The organism is Sphingomonas sp. 2R-10, assembly GCF_030062225.1.
Taxonomy (GTDB): Bacteria; Pseudomonadota; Alphaproteobacteria; order Sphingomonadales; family Sphingomonadaceae; genus Sphingomonas.
In genome coordinates this window covers 58,802-73,733 of sequence record NZ_JASCXF010000005.1, presented here as the reverse complement: position 1 = coordinate 73,733, position 14,932 = coordinate 58,802, and the positions used below count along the sequence as shown (strand labels likewise).

The 14,932-nt window shown below is 63.3% G+C and carries 16 protein-coding genes, 1 tRNA gene and 6 pseudogenes; 17 read left to right on the top strand and 6 right to left on the bottom strand.

The window, feature by feature from the left end:
- Window positions 1–8 precede the first annotated feature (8 nt).
- Window positions 9–557, bottom strand: a complete 549-nt coding sequence (locus QLH51_RS03655; RefSeq protein WP_125655524.1) for a hypothetical protein — start codon at window positions 555–557, stop codon at window positions 9–11.
- A 180-nt stretch (window positions 558–737) separates the two neighbouring features.
- Here QLH51_RS03655 and QLH51_RS03650 point away from each other — a divergent pair, with 180 nt between their 5' ends.
- Window positions 738–1,250, top strand: a complete 513-nt coding sequence (locus tag QLH51_RS03650; RefSeq protein ID WP_125655526.1) for a hypothetical protein — start codon at window positions 738–740, stop codon at window positions 1,248–1,250.
- 21 nt (window positions 1,251–1,271) lie between these two features.
- Here QLH51_RS03650 and QLH51_RS03645 read toward each other — a convergent pair whose 3' ends face one another.
- The 3 genes from QLH51_RS03645 to QLH51_RS03635 are packed head-to-tail and all read right to left on the bottom strand — an operon-like array spanning window position 1,272 to window position 3,965.
- Complete coding sequence (locus tag QLH51_RS03645; RefSeq protein ID WP_125655528.1) at window positions 1,272–2,159, bottom strand: DUF6999 family protein; 888 nt, start codon at window positions 2,157–2,159, stop codon at window positions 1,272–1,274.
- Window positions 2,152–2,823 carry an iron-containing redox enzyme family protein gene (locus QLH51_RS03640; RefSeq protein ID WP_125655530.1) on the bottom strand — a complete coding sequence of 224 codons (672 nt, stop codon included), beginning with the start codon at window positions 2,821–2,823 and terminating at the stop codon, window positions 2,152–2,154. The genes QLH51_RS03645 and QLH51_RS03640 overlap by 8 nt, the downstream gene beginning before the upstream one ends.
- Window positions 2,820–3,965: a 3-oxoacyl-[acyl-carrier-protein] synthase III C-terminal domain-containing protein gene (locus QLH51_RS03635; RefSeq protein WP_125655532.1), complete on the bottom strand. Its 1,146-nt coding sequence runs from the start codon at window positions 3,963–3,965 to the stop codon at window positions 2,820–2,822. Before QLH51_RS03635 ends, QLH51_RS03640 begins: the two co-directional genes overlap by 4 nt.
- Window positions 3,966–4,292: 327 nt before the next feature.
- Between QLH51_RS03635 and QLH51_RS03630 the strand changes: the two genes are divergently transcribed.
- The 4 genes from QLH51_RS03630 to QLH51_RS03615 all read left to right on the top strand — a co-directional run bounded on the left by QLH51_RS03630 (window position 4,293) and on the right by QLH51_RS03615 (window position 7,538).
- Window positions 4,293–4,712: a hypothetical protein gene (locus QLH51_RS03630; RefSeq protein WP_206428878.1), complete on the top strand. Its 420-nt coding sequence runs from the start codon at window positions 4,293–4,295 to the stop codon at window positions 4,710–4,712.
- A complete protein-coding gene (locus tag QLH51_RS03625; RefSeq protein WP_125655534.1) occupies window positions 4,712–5,146 on the top strand; it encodes a type II toxin-antitoxin system VapC family toxin in 435 nt (144 codons plus the stop codon). The genes QLH51_RS03630 and QLH51_RS03625 overlap by 1 nt, the downstream gene beginning before the upstream one ends.
- A complete protein-coding gene (locus tag QLH51_RS03620; RefSeq protein WP_125655536.1) occupies window positions 5,143–6,411 on the top strand; it encodes an AAA family ATPase in 1,269 nt (422 codons plus the stop codon). Before QLH51_RS03625 ends, QLH51_RS03620 begins: the two co-directional genes overlap by 4 nt.
- Window positions 6,412–6,503: 92 nt before the next feature.
- Window positions 6,504–7,538: a hypothetical protein gene (locus QLH51_RS03615; protein ID WP_125655538.1), complete on the top strand. Its 1,035-nt coding sequence runs from the start codon at window positions 6,504–6,506 to the stop codon at window positions 7,536–7,538.
- A gap of 116 nt (window positions 7,539–7,654) precedes the next feature.
- On the opposite strand, the gene QLH51_RS03610 is transcribed toward QLH51_RS03615, so the two are convergent.
- On the bottom strand, window positions 7,655–8,740 hold the full coding sequence (locus QLH51_RS03610) for a hypothetical protein (protein ID WP_125655540.1): 1,086 nt from the start codon (window positions 8,738–8,740) through the stop codon (window positions 7,655–7,657).
- A gap of 512 nt (window positions 8,741–9,252) precedes the next feature.
- Between QLH51_RS03610 and QLH51_RS03605 the strand changes: the two genes are divergently transcribed.
- The 11 genes and pseudogenes from QLH51_RS03605 to QLH51_RS03555 all read left to right on the top strand — a co-directional run bounded on the left by QLH51_RS03605 (window position 9,253) and on the right by QLH51_RS03555 (window position 14,366).
- Window positions 9,253–9,480, top strand: a complete 228-nt coding sequence (locus QLH51_RS03605; protein WP_125655542.1) for a hypothetical protein — start codon at window positions 9,253–9,255, stop codon at window positions 9,478–9,480.
- Window positions 9,473–9,577: pseudogene (locus QLH51_RS19910) on the top strand (hypothetical protein); the annotation flags it as partial. The gene QLH51_RS03605 and the pseudogene QLH51_RS19910, both read left to right, overlap by 8 nt.
- A gap of 104 nt (window positions 9,578–9,681) precedes the next feature.
- A pseudogene (trbK-alt, locus tag QLH51_RS03595) lies at window positions 9,682–9,927 on the top strand (putative entry exclusion protein TrbK-alt); the annotation flags it as partial.
- Window positions 9,928–9,929: 2 nt separating this feature from the next.
- A pseudogene (locus QLH51_RS03590) lies at window positions 9,930–10,064 on the top strand (P-type conjugative transfer protein TrbL); the annotation flags it as partial.
- Window positions 10,052–10,321, top strand: a pseudogene (locus QLH51_RS03585) (VirB8/TrbF family protein); the annotation flags it as partial. The pseudogenes QLH51_RS03590 and QLH51_RS03585, both read left to right, overlap by 13 nt.
- Window positions 10,318–10,992, top strand: a pseudogene (locus QLH51_RS03580) (TrbG/VirB9 family P-type conjugative transfer protein); the annotation flags it as partial. The pseudogenes QLH51_RS03585 and QLH51_RS03580, both read left to right, overlap by 4 nt.
- Window positions 10,988–11,500 (top strand): annotated as a pseudogene (locus QLH51_RS03575) (TrbI/VirB10 family protein); the annotation flags it as partial. The pseudogenes QLH51_RS03580 and QLH51_RS03575, both read left to right, overlap by 5 nt.
- The gene (locus tag QLH51_RS03570; RefSeq protein WP_125655548.1) at window positions 11,497–11,739 is read left to right on the top strand and encodes a DUF2274 domain-containing protein; all 243 of its coding nucleotides are present in this window, start codon (window positions 11,497–11,499) and stop codon (window positions 11,737–11,739) included. The pseudogene QLH51_RS03575 and the gene QLH51_RS03570, both read left to right, overlap by 4 nt.
- An 89-nt stretch (window positions 11,740–11,828) precedes the next feature.
- Window positions 11,829–12,170: a hypothetical protein gene (locus QLH51_RS03565; protein WP_283514228.1), complete on the top strand. Its 342-nt coding sequence runs from the start codon at window positions 11,829–11,831 to the stop codon at window positions 12,168–12,170.
- Window positions 12,171–12,316: 146 nt separating this feature from the next.
- Window positions 12,317–12,718, top strand: coding sequence for an HVO_A0114 family putative DNA-binding protein (locus QLH51_RS03560; RefSeq protein ID WP_125655552.1), 402 nt, complete (start codon window positions 12,317–12,319; stop codon window positions 12,716–12,718).
- A complete protein-coding gene (locus QLH51_RS03555) occupies window positions 12,711–14,366 on the top strand; it encodes a recombinase family protein (RefSeq protein WP_125655554.1) in 1,656 nt (551 codons plus the stop codon). The genes QLH51_RS03560 and QLH51_RS03555 overlap by 8 nt, the downstream gene beginning before the upstream one ends.
- On the opposite strand, the gene QLH51_RS03550 is transcribed toward QLH51_RS03555, so the two are convergent.
- Window positions 14,328–14,417: transfer RNA gene (locus QLH51_RS03550), tRNA-Ser, on the bottom strand. The two genes, QLH51_RS03555 and QLH51_RS03550, sit on opposite strands and share 39 nt — an antisense overlap.
- A 132-nt stretch (window positions 14,418–14,549) precedes the next feature.
- Here QLH51_RS03550 and hspQ point away from each other — a divergent pair.
- Complete coding sequence (hspQ, locus tag QLH51_RS03545; RefSeq protein WP_125655556.1) at window positions 14,550–14,924, top strand: heat shock protein HspQ; 375 nt, start codon at window positions 14,550–14,552, stop codon at window positions 14,922–14,924.
- Window positions 14,925–14,932: the final 8 nt, after the last annotated feature.

The following is a 14,932-nucleotide window of genomic DNA, read 5'->3' as shown; positions in this document are numbered from 1 at the left end:
GCGATCCCCTACGGTGCGAGCACCACGCGCGTGGTCCGGCCGCCACGAAGAGAAACCCGCCTCATCAGCGAACCTCCGTCCGGAATGCGTCCGTAATGCTGCCAAGTGATGACCGTGGTGACGAAATAGTCTCCGTCGGCCACGCCCGAGAACTGGAAATCGCCCCTCGAATCGCAGCGGGTGTCGCGTCCCGCGGACTGTTGATAGTGATCGTTCCTGGGTTCGAAGGGAGGAAAGGGTTCCCTCGTGCTCTTCCCGAAACCGGCGATATGCAGGCCACGCTTTATTCTGACGTCCCGAAAACCCTGGCGATCACTGTCGAACGCCACCATCATCCGCTCGGTTGTGTAGGGTGTCACGGGCACGAGGAAGACGCTTTGCCCACGACAAGTCACCGCATCCCCGTCGCTTAGAGGAATCAAGGCGTTGCCCTGAATGACGTTGTCGCCGTCCCGAATTTCGTGCGCAGCGGGATCATAGGGCGCCTCGATGCGGTGCGCCCGCTCGGCATGTGCCGTCGCGGAGAGGGACATGGCCGCACCGACCAGCACGGTCATCGATATCAAGCGTTTTGACATAACCCCCCGAGGATTTTCCACGTCCGTCGATATGTGAGATATGATCCAGAGCAAGAAGCGTCAACGCAAAGCATGCCCGTCGCGGCTACCGGATGGCCGCCGATGGATCGCCTTGACGCTCGCTCGACGATTTGGCGCTTGGCGTCGGGAGGAGCCTTCATGCGCACCGCGATCGCGTTCGTTGCCGTTCTATGCGGGGCCGCCGGCACGGCGATGCCGCATGGCAGGACCGGGCAGCCATTCTCCGCAAGCTGGCAGCGCTGCGAGACCTATCGCGATGCGTCGGTTTGTGCGTGGATCGCCATGGCGCAGAAGGGCTTGCGCGCGTGCGCCGTTCGTCAGGACTTCGCGACCAACGCGTATTACACCCATCGTCTCACCGGCACGGCAACCGGCAATCGCGTGCACTTCGATCGGATCTGCGGCGATCCCGGGCCGGAAACGGACAGCTTCTGTGCAGGTCAGGCTCCCGAAGGTGTGAAGAACGTCGGCTGGACCAGCTATGACCGGACACTTCATGTCTGCAAGGGGCACCTGGTCGACGATCCTGCGGGCTGCAACGGGCCCAACGGATCGGGCATGGAACGCGTGTCGGCCAGCCGGCTTCCGCTGTCCGACGCAGATCGTGGATGGCTTGCCTCCTGCGCGACGAGCGTGCCGCGCGACCGATAAGAGGACGCCGGACGACGACGATCAGCCCTCCTGCCGCGCCTTCAGTTCGCGCAGGAAGCCGTGGAGCAGTTCGGTAGACAGGCCATGCAGGACCAGCCGGAAACCGGCGCGCAGCGTGGAATAGGGGATCAGCGGGTGGCCGTTGACGACCATCGCCAGATGCTGCTCCTGCCCGGTGATCCGCGCAGCGTAGAGGCCGATCGTCTCGTCGAGTTGCAGCGAGTTGGTCGCCCGCCAGAAGTCGCGGTCGGTCAGCAGCATCGCATAGGCGGGCGTGTAGAGTTCGATCGCGGTTTGCAGGTCGATCACGTTCAGCCGCCCGGCGGGCAGCGGCTCCAGTGCGACCTCGTCCTCGATCGCGGAGAAGTCGAGCCGCTCGACCCGTCCGATCGCCGTTCCGCGCCGTTCCAGCTCGGCGTTGAGCGCGATCAGGAAATTGTAGATGTTGAGGTCATGGTTGAGAAACAGGTTGTCGCGCACGTCGTCGATCCGCCTGGGACTCATCGGCGCCAATTCGGGGCGGAAGCCGGGGGTCGCGTTGTCGGCGATGAAGCGCAGGATCTGCGATCCCAGATGGAAGTGCCGCAGGATCAGCCGGTTGGCGTCGGGTGTCAGGAAACGCTTCATCCCGAACGCGATGCTGGCGTGCAGCAGCCGCGGCGCGTGCGGCCAGCGCGGGCTGACGGTGTGCACCAGTTGCGCCACGATGATCCACAGCCGCGCGAACGGGCGGACCAGCGGGAGCAGGAACTGACGGCTGCGCGAGCTCTGGTCGCGGATCAGCGCCAGCTTGGCCGCCGGATCGATCGGCAGCGACCGGTCGAGCATCAGCGCCAGCCACGGATCGGGATCGCGCCGGTCCCAGCTCTCCAGCGTCAGCGGGTCGGGCGGTGTCGGTCGCTCAGACATTGTCCAGCTCTTCGAGTTGCAGCCGGTACAACCGCGCCACCACCTTCGCATGGCGCACCACCTCGGCGGCGCGCGACGCATCGGTGACCGCGATCGTCAGCGCGTGGTCGAACATCGCCATGTGATCCTCGTCATTCTCGCCGTGATAGGCGAGGAAGCTGACCGCATCGTCGCCCAGTCCGGTCTGTTCGCGGATCATCGCCGCCCATGGCCTGGCCAGCCGCTGGCCCAGCCCCTCGATCACGAACATCGCGCCCAGCATGCCCACCGGCTCCGCCTGCGACGCGGCGTGGAACATGAAGGCGGACAGCGCCTGCGACCCGATGTTCTTCTCGCCGCCACGGATCGCCTCGCGGTCGCCGCCTGCCGCGACGTAATTGTCCTCCAGCAAGCGATAGTCGCGATGCTCGGCAGCGGCGTGGCGGATGATGAGCGAACGCAGATCCTCGTCGGCGAGGTTCGATGCCGTCCGGCTGATCCAGCGTCCGCCGTCGACCACCTGCTGGCGCAGGTTGAACAGCAGGCTGCGATAGTCCTCGACCCGCAGCCGCCCGGACAGCAGGCGCGCGATCACCGGCACCTGCGCCAGCGCGCTTTCGAAATCGATCCACACCCGCGCCAGCCCGCGCGTGGCGACCTGTGGCCAAGTCCCGTCCTGCGTCATCGTCCCTCCACCACCGTCATCATCGCATATCCCATCACGCATTGTCCGCTCTCGGGCACCGCGCACAGCACGCGCTCGCCCGGCGACAGCCGCCCGGACCGCAGCAGGTCGTCGATCAGCAGGAACAGCGACGCGGCACCGACATTGCCCTTGTCGTACAGGTTGGTGAACCAGCGTTCCTCCGCGATCATGCACCCGGCGCGCGTGGCGAGGCGCACCATCTGGTCGCGCAGGCCGCGCGCGGAGAAGTGGCACAGGAAGTGGTCGACGCGCGCGATATCGACGCGCCCTTCGTCCACCAGACGCATCAGCTCGCCGAGCCAGACGGGCAGCATCCGGTGCAGCGCCTCGACATCCTGCCGCAACTGGAACGCGCCGGCGCGTGCGGCATCGCCGATCGACGCGGCGTGGCTCCACGGCACCGGCGACCCGTCCGGGCCGCGCATCGCGCCGCCGGTCATGCACGGGCCGAAACGATCGGCAAAGGATCGCAGGGACACCCAGTCGATCCGGAGCGACAGGCCGCATGCCGCCGGCCGATCCTCCACCAGTACACCCGCGGCACCGTCGCTGAGCGTCCAGCGCAGGAACTCCGCATCGGCCGGCAGGTCGCCGGCGGCATCGGGCGTGGCGGTGTCGGCATACTGGCCGGGGCGGAAATAGCGGCTGGAGAACTCCGCGCCCAACGCCAGCGCGGCGCGATGCTCGCCCGCCCGTACCTGGAGCATGGCATATTTCAGCGCCATCATCGCGCTGGCACATACGCTTTGCAGACTGGCGATCTCGATCGGCGGCAGGCCGCTCTCGGCATGGACGCCACTGGCGAGGCCGGGCACCAGCAGGTCGTTCTGCGTGGTGGCGGTGGCGAGGAAGCCGATCGCGCGCCGGTCGGCCTCGGCGCGCGCGAACAGGTCGTCGAGCGCCGCCGCGCCCAGCGTCGCCAGCGTCCAGTCGGTCGTACCGTCGGGCCGTATCGCATAATGGCGGGTGCGGATGCCGTTGCCGCGCAGGAACAGCCGTCCCGCGCGCCGTCCCGCGTCGGTCAGTACGCCGATATGATCGGCCATGGCGTCGTTGCCGACCGGCGGCCCCGGCAGATGCTGTCCCGACGCGGTGATGTAGGCAGACGTGGAGCCGCTCATACCGGCCGGTCCCGACCCGGCGTGTCCGTTTGGCAAGGCGCGATCCGATCATTCATCCGGTGACACGATAGACAATCCGGTCGCCGACATACAGCGCGGTCGGCAACGTGGGTCACAACGCCATGACCGGGCAGTCCGACCAAAGGCGCTGCCACGACTATGAAACGGCTACGGTAATCGAGGGTGTTTGTGCAGCCAGAGCGGGCGATAGCGGGGAAACGGTGGCGGGCCGCGCCCGACGATGATGAGCACTACGTCTACGCTATAGCCCTCTAATACCGCAATCCTCGTGCTTGATTGCGGGGACGATCGCTACACGGGCCGGAATTGGCCTGTTATCCGATCGGCTTTGCGGTTCCTTGGGCTTCAAGCGGCGGCACCTTTCAGAGAATCCTTGAAGGATTCTCGTCGTGCGGCTATATTACTGGAAATATCCAGGAGGTCGCCATGGGCAGTTCGCAAAAACGCGCCATTCAAAACTATCGATCTCGTTTGAGCGAGCGCGGTCTGGCGCGTTTCGAAGTGCTGGCCAGAGATGCGGATCGCGATCTGATACGGTCCCTGGCTCGTCGCTTGGCCGAAGACGGTCCAGAGGCGGCGCGCCTCCGCGAGGCAGTCACCCAGACCATTGGTGGCGAACCGCCGAAGAAGGGTAGGATTCTGGCTGCGCTGCGACGGTCCCCTCTTGTGGGCGCGGAACTCGATCTCATCCGTGTTCGTGAAGAAGGCCGAGCCGTGGAAATCTGATGCGCTACCTGCTCGACACCAACATCATCAGCGACATCGCAAAACCGGCTCCGTCGGAATCCTTGCTCGCTTGGATGAGCGAGCAAAACGACGAAGACCTTTTCATCGCCTCGCTTACCGTCGCCGAAATCCGTCGAGGGGTTCTGGAGAAGCCGGCGGGCAAGCGCCGCGATCAGCTTGAGGCGTGGTTCTCTGGCCCGGAGGGGCCGCAGGCCCTGTTCAATGGCCGCATACTCCCCTTCGACGAAAACGCCGGCCTGATCTGGGCGCGGCTGATGGCGGAGGGAAAGTCGAAGGGTCGGCCACGCAGCGCGCTCGACACGATCATCGCCGCCGTCGCCGAAGCCCACGGCTGCACTGTCGTCACCGACAATGAGAAGGATTTCGCCGGGGTAGTTGTCATCAATCCGCTGCGTGCATCGGGGCCAGTATGACCTCGACAAGTACGCGCGACGATTTCACGAAACCGACGCTCCGGTTGATGGCGCAACGCGCCGGATACATCTGCTCCTACCCCGATTGCCGACAACTAACGATTGGACCGTCCGACGATCGCAAGTCAGGCCTGACGATGGTCGGAGTCGGCGCGCACATCACCGCCGCCTCGTTAGGAGGGCCGCGCTACGACGGCAGCCTCACCCCTGAAGAACGGGCGAGTGAGGCGAACGGCATCTGGATGTGCCAGCTCCATGGAAAACAGATCGATGACAATGCCAGCCGGCATACCGACGTCGACCTGAAGCGCTGGAAATCGCAACACCAAGAATGGATCTTCGCGCGCATCGCCAGCGCCGACAGTTTGCTTAAGCACGGGATTACCAACGTCTCGATCGAGAATATCGGCCCGTTTCGTGAGCGGACCAGCATTTCCCTTGGTCGGCATAATGTCGTCTTTGGCCTGAACAGTTCCGGGAAATCGAGCCTTTGCGAGAGCATCGCGGCCTTTGCAGGCGGCGTGAACTTCGAGAATTTCCGCAAGCGCTGGCGCTTGTTCGGGGCTGGCTCCCCGTTAATGATGATCGAGGCGGCCGTCTCCGTGAACGGTGCGAGAACAACAGTGCGGCTCAGCGAGGAGCCTGTGGGCCTCAAGCACGTACCGAAATTCCATCAAACCCGGCTTCATGTAGAGGTGAACGGGAACGTGGCGGCGCACTGGCCCCGATCATTGTTCAACATCGTATATTTGGATAGTCAAAATCTAAAACCCAATCGGATCAAAGACCCGTTTCGCCGCGATCTGCGCGCGCTCGCGCCTCAGCTTGGGTTGAGCGAGGATCAGGTCTGGGACGCGCTGCGTGAAGAGTTGTTCTGTAGCTCCACCTTCGGATCGCGAATTCGCCGGATCGGCGAGTATCGCGCGGAGGTCCGCTCGGCCGGCAGTGACTTCTTTTATGAGACGGGAGGATTGGCTGGTTCCGAACATAGCTTCGCGCTATTCGACGTCCTTCTCCGAATGATCCGGGCAGACCCAAGGCCGACCCCCTGGATGATCATTGTGGATTCCAGCCTGTTTTTAGGCCTGGATAGCGACAACAAGCGCCGTCTCGTGGAGGCGTTGACACAGCTCGACGAGCCGACCGTCCAGACGCTCGTTTGCGTCAACTATGAAACCGATGCGATCGACCTCAAGGCTGCGGACGCTGAGAAATGGGTCGGCTCCAGCGTCGCAGGCGCGTTGACCGTGCATTCGTTTTTATAGGCCCGCCTACGATGAGCACGAGATCCCAACGCTACATAATCGATCCTCCAAGCGCGTGCCCTGCCCATCTGCGGATGCCAAGCGGGCGCCCCATGAGCCAGATGTCCTTCGATATGGACGATGTCGCGCGATGCGCATGGAATGAAATTCTTCAGACCGCGCCACGAGCCACTTCGCTATTCGCATTCCTCGAAGATCTGCTTGAACCGGGCACTAATCTCGTCTGGCGCGAACAGGGGCCAGGTCGCGGTACGGAAATGCGCCGTGCTTTCTCCGCTCTCTTCGGCCGCTTCTTCGCGCGGGCCTATCTTCAACTAAACCATGATTTCGTCTGGTTCGCCGCCATCGATGGCGACAACTTCCGCCTCTCGCCAAACTGGCGCGTCAGCCGGAAACCGCGCTCGCTCACAGAAATGCCCGACTGGATATGCGCCAGGCCAGGCGAACTCGCCATTGGCGAGGCAAAAGGCTCGCATCAAAAGGGGAATGCCACGCGCGGCGGTAAGCCCGGTCCGATTAAGACCGCAGAGGGACAAATTATGGGTGTTCGCGTGCAAAAGCGCGGACCGACTGTTCGCGGTCCGCGCTGGCGCTCCAAAAGCGTGAAAGGTTGGGCCGTCATGTCCCGGTGGGGTTTGGCGTCACCGTCGCGCGATCCCTATCTCTATGTGCTCGACCCCGAAACGGAAGGTGAGCCGCTGACGCCGGGCGAGATCGAAGACTTGGTCCAAGCCGTTGCTCGCACCCATGTCGCACAGACGGCGATTGGTCTCGGATTGTTGAAGCCCGACGGAGAGGATGGAAAAATCCTGACGCCGCGTCGGCGCGTGCGGGTACAGGGCGATGATCAGAAGCGCCATTTCTCGGGTGTGGTGATTACGCCGTTTGGGCTGCTCGATCTTGACCTCGACCAGGCCAACGAATTGTCGAAACTCCTTCCCGATCCAGGCCTCGTTCGTTTCGTCGGCCTGGATGAAGAGATGTTCTCCTCATACCTCCAAGGACAAACCCTTGTGCCGAGACAGCAAGAACGCATCGGCGATCTTTCGCTTGTTGGAAAGGACGGCCTCCTGATCGCGCCTGTCAGCCAAATCCTGGACGGCGGGATTCAGAGCGACATGGCATGAGCGTTGTTCACCGCTGATACCAAGGTGGCGTTCGCCGAAGCCGATTGCGATGAAATTATTTGGCACGAATGTGCATCCGCCAAGCCTTGCCAGAATAACGCCGGACACGGTTCTCGTCAGCGATCAACGTCGTCGAAGATTGACTGAATGTTGGAGCGTGCGCTGGCGGCTCGGCCGACGGGTGTTTCTACTCGATCTTCAATGTCAGGCTCGCGGGCTTCATTCAGATCCTCAATTGCTTTTCCTATCGCGATTCTCCCACTATCGATCTTAGCGCGGTCGGAGTCGTCAATCTGAAGCGCGTCCTCGATACCGCCCAGTAAGCTCGATAACTCATCGAAGTGACTATCCGGGTCGCTATCACCGCAATTCGATTTCCAATCAGAAATGTGGGTGTCGAGTTGACCAATAACTTCCCCCTTCACTCGTGCGAGAAGACTTTCAAATTCGGCATCCGTCAGGAGCGAACGCAAAGACTCGTCACGGAAAACACCGCCATCGGAGATCGTAAGGGTCGTATCGATAATGTGTTCTACGAGGCCACTGCGCTTCTCGTCAGGTAAAAGTTTCGCCTGATGCAGTTTCGCCAGTAGTCGGTTTTCAGACGAGTAAGCCATGAACGCGCCCGGACGGAGATCAAGAATATCGGGTACTTGGTCTACCACCAGCCGCAAGAATGCAGCGTCGCAGCGCTGCCCGACAAAATAACGTATGCGGTAGTCAATGGGATGGACGAGCAAACGATTGAGAAGCGCTGGATACAGCGACGGGCCGACGCGAACGCTTGCGCCACGCAACTCCACCCCGCCGCACACGACCTCCTCAAGCAGCCGTTCGAATTTCGCGCCGCGCAGGTATATTTCGGTCAGTTCGGGTGAATTGGCGACGAGTGCAGCATAGGCATCGCCAATCGTCGGATGCTTGAAGGTCCATTTTGGCCCCTCTGTTGTATCGACGAGCAGGGCAAGGCTGCCGCGAAGTGAATCGAGTGCGAGCCGGATTTCGGCGGCGGTGACGCCCAGAAGTTCCGTGATCAACGCTATACGGTCGTCATTCTCAATCGGTGACGCGAGTTGCCCGCCGTGCATGAAAATTAGTGCGACTGCGGCCGCTTCGCCCCGATCGAGATTGCGCAGCACGTCTTTTAGAAAATCGACGGGCCGCCGAGCAAAATCAAGCAAGCCCTCCTCATCGAGAGTCACCTTCTCCTATGGGCTTGGGTTTCGCGCAGCGAAGCGCCGCGCTGAAACCCTGCCCGTCGGCGAGACCGGGGGGTGCAAGGGCCAGGGCGGCCGGGGTGGAGGGGGATCACCCGACCTGCACAAGCGGATGTCCGTCATAGCGGATGTGCTGAACATCGCATCCGCGCGGAAGGTCGGGGAGACCACCCCGGCCGGCGCGGCGCGGCGCGCTTCACCCTTGACCGCGCCAGGGGGCGGCGTCCCCAAGCAACCCGCCCGGCGTGAGCGTAAGCGGGAGCCGGGAGAAAAACCGGATCAGTGTGAGATCTTCGATGATGAAGCCCATGAACACTGATCGCCGTATCGCCTCGGGGCGTTGCGGGGTGTCCCCGCAGAAGGGGTCGGGCGAGACCGTGGCTCCACCTCAGGGGAACGCTTTCCCCCTTCAATCATAACGATTAATTGCGGGTCAGTATTCTCTTCGGAGAGATCTCAACGTAGAGTCGAAAACAACTATAATTGGGGGATCGATCATGGATGGTGAAGCAAAGCCGTTGGAGACGCCGGATGCGTTCCTCAAGGCCTTGGGAGAGAGGTTGAAGGCAAAGGACGGCGTCGATACCGACCTCGCGGCTATCTTGACCACGCACATTCTTAAAGCCGCTCCGGCGACAAACGCGGTCGCCCAAGCGAAGGACGCCATTGTGAAACTCGCTTCCGAGCGAGCGGACCCGCCGAAGGTGGAGGTGGTCAATGGCTGATCCGTGTTATTTCCAGTCGTTGAGCCTGACCGGGTTCCGGGCCTATCTCCAGCCGAAGACTTTCGATTTCAGCAAGAAGCGATGCTTGGCGATTTTTGCGCCCAATGGCAGCGGCAAATCCAGCGTCATCGATGCCGTGGAGTTCATACTGTCCAAGGACGGAACGCTTGAACGGTTGGGACACCGGCCAACCCGGTCGCGCCGATGGTCGCGCCGTCTGCCCCCGATCCGCTGCGCGAGGGGCAGCGCCGCTGCCAGCGCCTCGGCGAAGCCGGTGCGCGGGACACCGAATGTCTGCGCGTCTGGGCCGAAAGCCGCGACCGCTTCCTCGGCCTCGATCGGCAGCGGCAGTCTGCGGCCCCACAGGCCGCATCGCCCGCCATCACCAACGACGATCCCGTCATCAAGGAGACCGCGCCGGCCATGCTCCCGGACGAGGACCGCTGACCATGGGCGGCACCGGCGTCATCGACCAGTTCCTGGCCGTCTTCACCCGCTACATCGATAGCGGCTTCGGCCTGCTGTCGGGCGAGGTCGCCTTCATCGCCACGACGCTGATCGTCATCGACGTGACGCTGCCCGCGTCAACGACCCCTTCACCAAAGTCGGCAAGCAGCAGATCGCCGTCGAGGTGTCGTCCGTCATCCGGGCGTCCCCCGACAGCTTCCGCGTCGCGTGGGTCGAGCGCCGTTATCAGGACGGCAGTCTCGCTTCCATCGAACGCTGGACCGCCATCCTCACCATCGCCGTCGTCGCCCCGCGCGACGCCGAAAAACTCCGGGCCAATCCGCTCGGCATCTACGTCAACGCCATCAACTGGTCGAAGGAGCTTGGACAATGATCCGGCCGTCTCAACTGACCGCCGGACATCCGGCGAACCGTATTCCCGCAAAAGCGCCGAAGTGTAGAGCCGCATTCGCGGTTCTGTTGCTCTCCGCCACGATGCTCGCCGGCTGCGCCACGATGAAGAAGCCGCCCGAGATCGCCTACGACGACGCCATACCTGCCGTACAGACGGTCGATGCGCCATCGCCCGTCACCGTCGTCGAACTGCCACGACCCTTGCCGTTGCCCGGCCAGATGAAACCGGTGGACGAAGCGCGCCGCACCCCCGAACAGACCGATCCCGCCGCCCGCGTCAATCAGGCCAATGCCGCCGCCCGCATCCAACCGGTGCGCGACGGCTTCATCAACGCCATGCAGGTCTATCCCTATACCGGCGGCGCGCTCTATCAGGTCTATACCGCCGTCGGCCAGATCACCGATATCGCGCTTCAACCGGGTGAGACGCTGGTCGGCTCCGGACCCGTTGCCGCTGGCGACACCGTGCGCTGGATCATCGGCGATACGCTCAGCGGCTCCGGCGCGACCCAACAGGTCCATATCCTGGTCAAGCCGACCCGCGCCGACCTGATGACCAACCTCATCATCAACACCAACCTGCGCACCTATCACATGGAACTGCGCTCGACCGAGCGGACCTACATGGCGTCGGTGTCCTGGCAGTATCCGTTCCGATCTGCCCGGCCAGATCACCGCCCAGGTGACGGAGAACGTCTACGACAGTCCGACCGGTCGCATCCTGCTCGTGCCGCAAGGTACACGGCTGATCGGCCAGTATGACAATGGCGTCGGCTTCGGCCAGCGCCGCGTCCTTCTGGTCTGGAACCGGCTCATCCTGCCGAACGGCCGCTCGATCGTGCTGGAGCGCCAGCCGGGTGCCGACGTCGAAGGTTTTGCAAGCCTGGAGGATGGCGTCGATTATCACTGGTGGGATCTGGCGAAGGCCGCAGCGCTCTCGACCCTGCTCGGCGTCGGCGCTGAACTCGCGACCGACCAGAACGACCGCGTGATCGGCGCCATCCGCGACGGCGCGCAGGACACCATCAACGACGCCGGCCAGCAGATCGTCCGCCGCCAGCTCAACGTCCAGCCGACCCTCACCATCCGGGCAGGTTTTCCGGTCCGGGTCATCGTCACCCGCGATCTTGTGCTCGAACCCTATGGAGCCACGCCATGACCAAGCTGAAGCTCGGCCCCATCACTGAGACCAAGCCGGTGAAGGTGACGGTCGAACTGCCCGCCGACCTGCACCGGGATCTCACCGCCTATGCCGACGTGCTGGGCCGCGAGACCGGCCACCCGCCAACCGATCCCGTCCGCCTCATCGTGCCGATGCTGGAGCGGTTCATCGCCACCGATCGCGCGTTTGCGAAGGCGAGGCGGACCATAACGGGAAGTGGGGGCGGGCCATCATGATGCCGACGCCCGCCGATCCTCGCCGGACCGATCGCGAAACCCGATCGAGGTATTGCTGCGCGCCATCTTCACAGGCACGCGATCCGCACATGCTGGAAGAATTGCGCGGCGTCAGGGCGAAGGATCGAGTGTCGTTACGGTTGGTCATCTCACAGACTGCGATTCCCATGTCCCGGCGCGCCGCTGATCGCCCGCAGCGCCGTCTCAATGTCGTGTCCGGCATCCTGCCCGACGACCTCTACGACTACATTCCGCTGGACGACATCGAGACGCCGACACCACGCATCGGCCGTCCGCCGAAGCACGATGTCGAAACCTGGACCGTCACCGACGACTGGCCCCAGCGCGTGCCGGTGACGGAGGCCGAGATCGACCTGTTCGAGGCATGGTTCGGCGATATCCTGGACGAGCTGTTCGGGCCGTCCCAGTAGGCTGGAAGCGCCTACGGCGAGGCCCGTCCGGGTACATTTTCGATTGAAATAGTTACTTTGTAATGATAACTATAGGCGGTGATTTTCCGGCCCGCCGTCGAAGACCTTGGTCCGGCCCGGCGGGTGCCAGACGGAGGCAATACGCCATGACGACGCTGAAGGTCGGCATCGCCGATCCCGAGGAGATGAAGGCTCGCACGTTGCGGATCGCTCGTGGCGAGGAGACGCCGAAGGAGAGCGATCCCAAAGTGTGGTTCGCCTCGACCGAGTCGTTCGCACGTATCCTTTCAGCTCCCAATCGGGAGATGCTGCGCATCATCGCAGAACGGTCGCCGGACTCGCTCGACGAACTGGCGGCGCTGACCGATCGGGCCAAGTCCAACCTCTCGCGTACCCTCAAAACCATGATCAGCTACGGCTTGATCCGCATGGAGCGCGATGGCCGCAAGCTCGCACCCAAACTCATTCACGATCGCGTCGTGCTGGAACTGGCGTTGACCGGACCGAGTCGTCAACCACCCCGCAGCAAGGAGACCGACCATGAATAAAGAAACGCCCGTGGTCGCCACCCGCGCGGCTCTCTACCTCCGCGTCTCGACGACCCGGCAGGCCGAGCACGATGTCTCGATCCCCGACCAGAAACGCCAGGGCGAGGCCTACTGCCTGTCGCGCGGCTACCAGCTCATCGACACCTTCGTCGAGCCGGGCGCATCCGCGACCAACGATCGCCGCCCCGAATTTCAGCGCATGATCGAGGCGGGCACGTCCAAGCCCGCGCCCTTCGATATCGTCGTCGTTCACTCGTTCAGCCGCTTCTTCCGCGACCACTTCGAGCTGGAGTTCTATGTCCGCAAGCTGGCCAAGAACGGCGTCAAGCTGATCTCGATCACCCAGGAGATGGGCGACGATCCGATGCACGTCATGATGCGTCAGATCATGGCGCTGTTCGACGAGTATCAGTCCAAGGAGAACGGCAAGCACGTCATGCGCGCCTTGAAGGAGAACGCCCGGCAGGGCTTCTGGAACGGCGCATTGCCGCCAATCGGCTATCGCATCGTCGCAGCCGAGCAGCGCGGTGCCAAGGCCAAGAAGAAGCTGGAGATCGATCCGCTGCACGCTGATACGGTACGGCTGATCTACCGGCTGGCGCTGGAGGGCAACGGCACCTCCGGCCCAATGGGCGTCAAGGCGATCGTCAGCCACCTGAACGCGCGCCGCATCTTCACTCGCGACGGCGGCCGATGGGGCATCGGCCAGCTTCACCGCATCCTGACGCGGCGCACCTATATCGGCGAGCACGAGTTCAACAAGCGATCCAAGACCAAGGAACTAAAGCCGATCAGCGAGATCGTCACGGTGCCCGTGCCGCCGCTGATCGACCTCGAAACCTTCGACGCCGTTCAGGCGCATCTGAAGGCGCGCAATCCCAAGGTCACGCCGCCGCGCGTCGTCAGCGGGCCGACCCTACTGACGGGCATCTGCTTCTGCGAAAAGTGTGGGGGAGCCATGACGATCCGCACCGGCAAGGGCGGGCGCTATCGCTACTACACCTGCTCGATCAGGGCGCGGCAGGGCGAGACCGGTTGCTCGGGCCGCTCGATCCCGATGGAGAAGCTCGACACCATCGTCGCCAGCCATATCGAGGGCCGCTTGCTCCAGCCCGACCGGCTTGAGGAGGTGCTGGCCTCGGTCCTCGACCGGCGCAGTGAGCGGGCCGAACGCCGGCAGGAGCATATCGGCGAGTTGAACCGCCGGGCGGCCGAGACCGACCTTCGCCTCAAACGCCTCTATGACGCGATCGAATCAGGTGTTGCCGATCTGTCCGACCCGGCGCTGAAAGACCGCATCACCGGTCTGAAAGCGCTCCGCGACCAGGCGCAGGTCGATGCCGAGCGCGCGCAGGCCATGCTCGAAAGCTCCGGCAATCAGGCAGTGACGCCCACCGCGGTGCGACGTTTTGCCGATGTGGCACGCCAGCGGCTCAGGCTCGACGGGGGCGGCTATCGGCGGGATCACCTGCGCGCATTCGCTCAACGGGTCGAGGTCGGAGAAGCGGAAGTTCGCATCATGGGATCGAAGGGAGAGCTGCTCCGCACGCTTTCGGCCGTTTCCAGCGGAAAATCGGCGGCAATCGGCGTGCCCAGCTTGGGACTGAAGTGGCGGAGAGGGAGGGATTCGAACCCTCGGTACCCGTAAAGGCACGCCGCATTTCGAGTGCGGTACAATCGACCACTCTGCCACCTCTCCGCAGAGGTTTCTCGCACCGTGCCGTGGTCGAATGCGGCACGTTTGTCGGCGAGGGCGGTCCGTTAGCCCATGGTTTCGGGACTTGCAAGTGCCTCCTTGCTGCAATCGCACATCGACCCTAGATTATTCGGCATGAAGGCATTGTCCGCCAACCCGCTCGACCTCGGCACGCCGCTGCCGCCGGTCGCCCATGCCCGTTTCGCGATCGGTGAGGTCGTGCGCCATCGCCTGTTCGATTTTCGCGGCGTCGTGTTCGATATCGATCCGGTCTTCGCCAACAGCGACGAATGGTACGAATCGATCCCGATGGAGGCCCGCCCGCGCAAGGACCAGCCCTTCTATCACCTGCTCGCCGAAAATGCGGAAGCGAGCTATGTCGCCTATGTCAGCCAGCAGAATCTGATTGTGGACGACAGCGAGGAGCCGGTCGATCACCCGGCGATCGATGGCTTGTTCGACGATTATGCCGATGGCCGCTACCGCCTGCGCCGCGAACACCGGCACTGAGGGCGTCG

Bases quoted from the DNA above. Each gene is read 5' to 3' on its own strand.
- QLH51_RS03620 (WP_125655536.1), top strand. From the start codon at position 5,143: ATGACCTCGACAAGTACGCGCGACGATTTCACGAAACCGACGCTCCGG.
- QLH51_RS03555 (WP_125655554.1), top strand. From the start codon at position 12,711: ATGAATAAAGAAACGCCCGTGGTCGCCACCCGCGCGGCTCTCTACCTC.
- hspQ (WP_125655556.1), top strand. From the start codon at position 14,550: ATGAAGGCATTGTCCGCCAACCCGCTCGACCTCGGCACGCCGCTGCCG.
- QLH51_RS03645 (WP_125655528.1), bottom strand. From the start codon at position 2,159: ATGTCTGAGCGACCGACACCGCCCGACCCGCTGACGCTGGAGAGCTGG.
- QLH51_RS03570 (WP_125655548.1), top strand. From the start codon at position 11,497: ATGACCAAGCTGAAGCTCGGCCCCATCACTGAGACCAAGCCGGTGAAG.
- QLH51_RS03565 (WP_283514228.1), top strand. From the start codon at position 11,829: ATGCTGGAAGAATTGCGCGGCGTCAGGGCGAAGGATCGAGTGTCGTTA.
- QLH51_RS03625 (WP_125655534.1), top strand. From the start codon at position 4,712: ATGCGCTACCTGCTCGACACCAACATCATCAGCGACATCGCAAAACCG.
- QLH51_RS03615 (WP_125655538.1), top strand. From the start codon at position 6,504: ATGAGCCAGATGTCCTTCGATATGGACGATGTCGCGCGATGCGCATGG.
- QLH51_RS03640 (WP_125655530.1), bottom strand. From the start codon at position 2,823: ATGACGCAGGACGGGACTTGGCCACAGGTCGCCACGCGCGGGCTGGCG.
- QLH51_RS03655 (WP_125655524.1), bottom strand. From the start codon at position 557: ATGACCGTGCTGGTCGGTGCGGCCATGTCCCTCTCCGCGACGGCACAT.
- QLH51_RS03605 (WP_125655542.1), top strand. From the start codon at position 9,253: ATGGATGGTGAAGCAAAGCCGTTGGAGACGCCGGATGCGTTCCTCAAG.
- QLH51_RS03650 (WP_125655526.1), top strand. From the start codon at position 738: ATGCGCACCGCGATCGCGTTCGTTGCCGTTCTATGCGGGGCCGCCGGC.
- QLH51_RS03635 (WP_125655532.1), bottom strand. From the start codon at position 3,965: ATGAGCGGCTCCACGTCTGCCTACATCACCGCGTCGGGACAGCATCTG.
- QLH51_RS03560 (WP_125655552.1), top strand. From the start codon at position 12,317: ATGACGACGCTGAAGGTCGGCATCGCCGATCCCGAGGAGATGAAGGCT.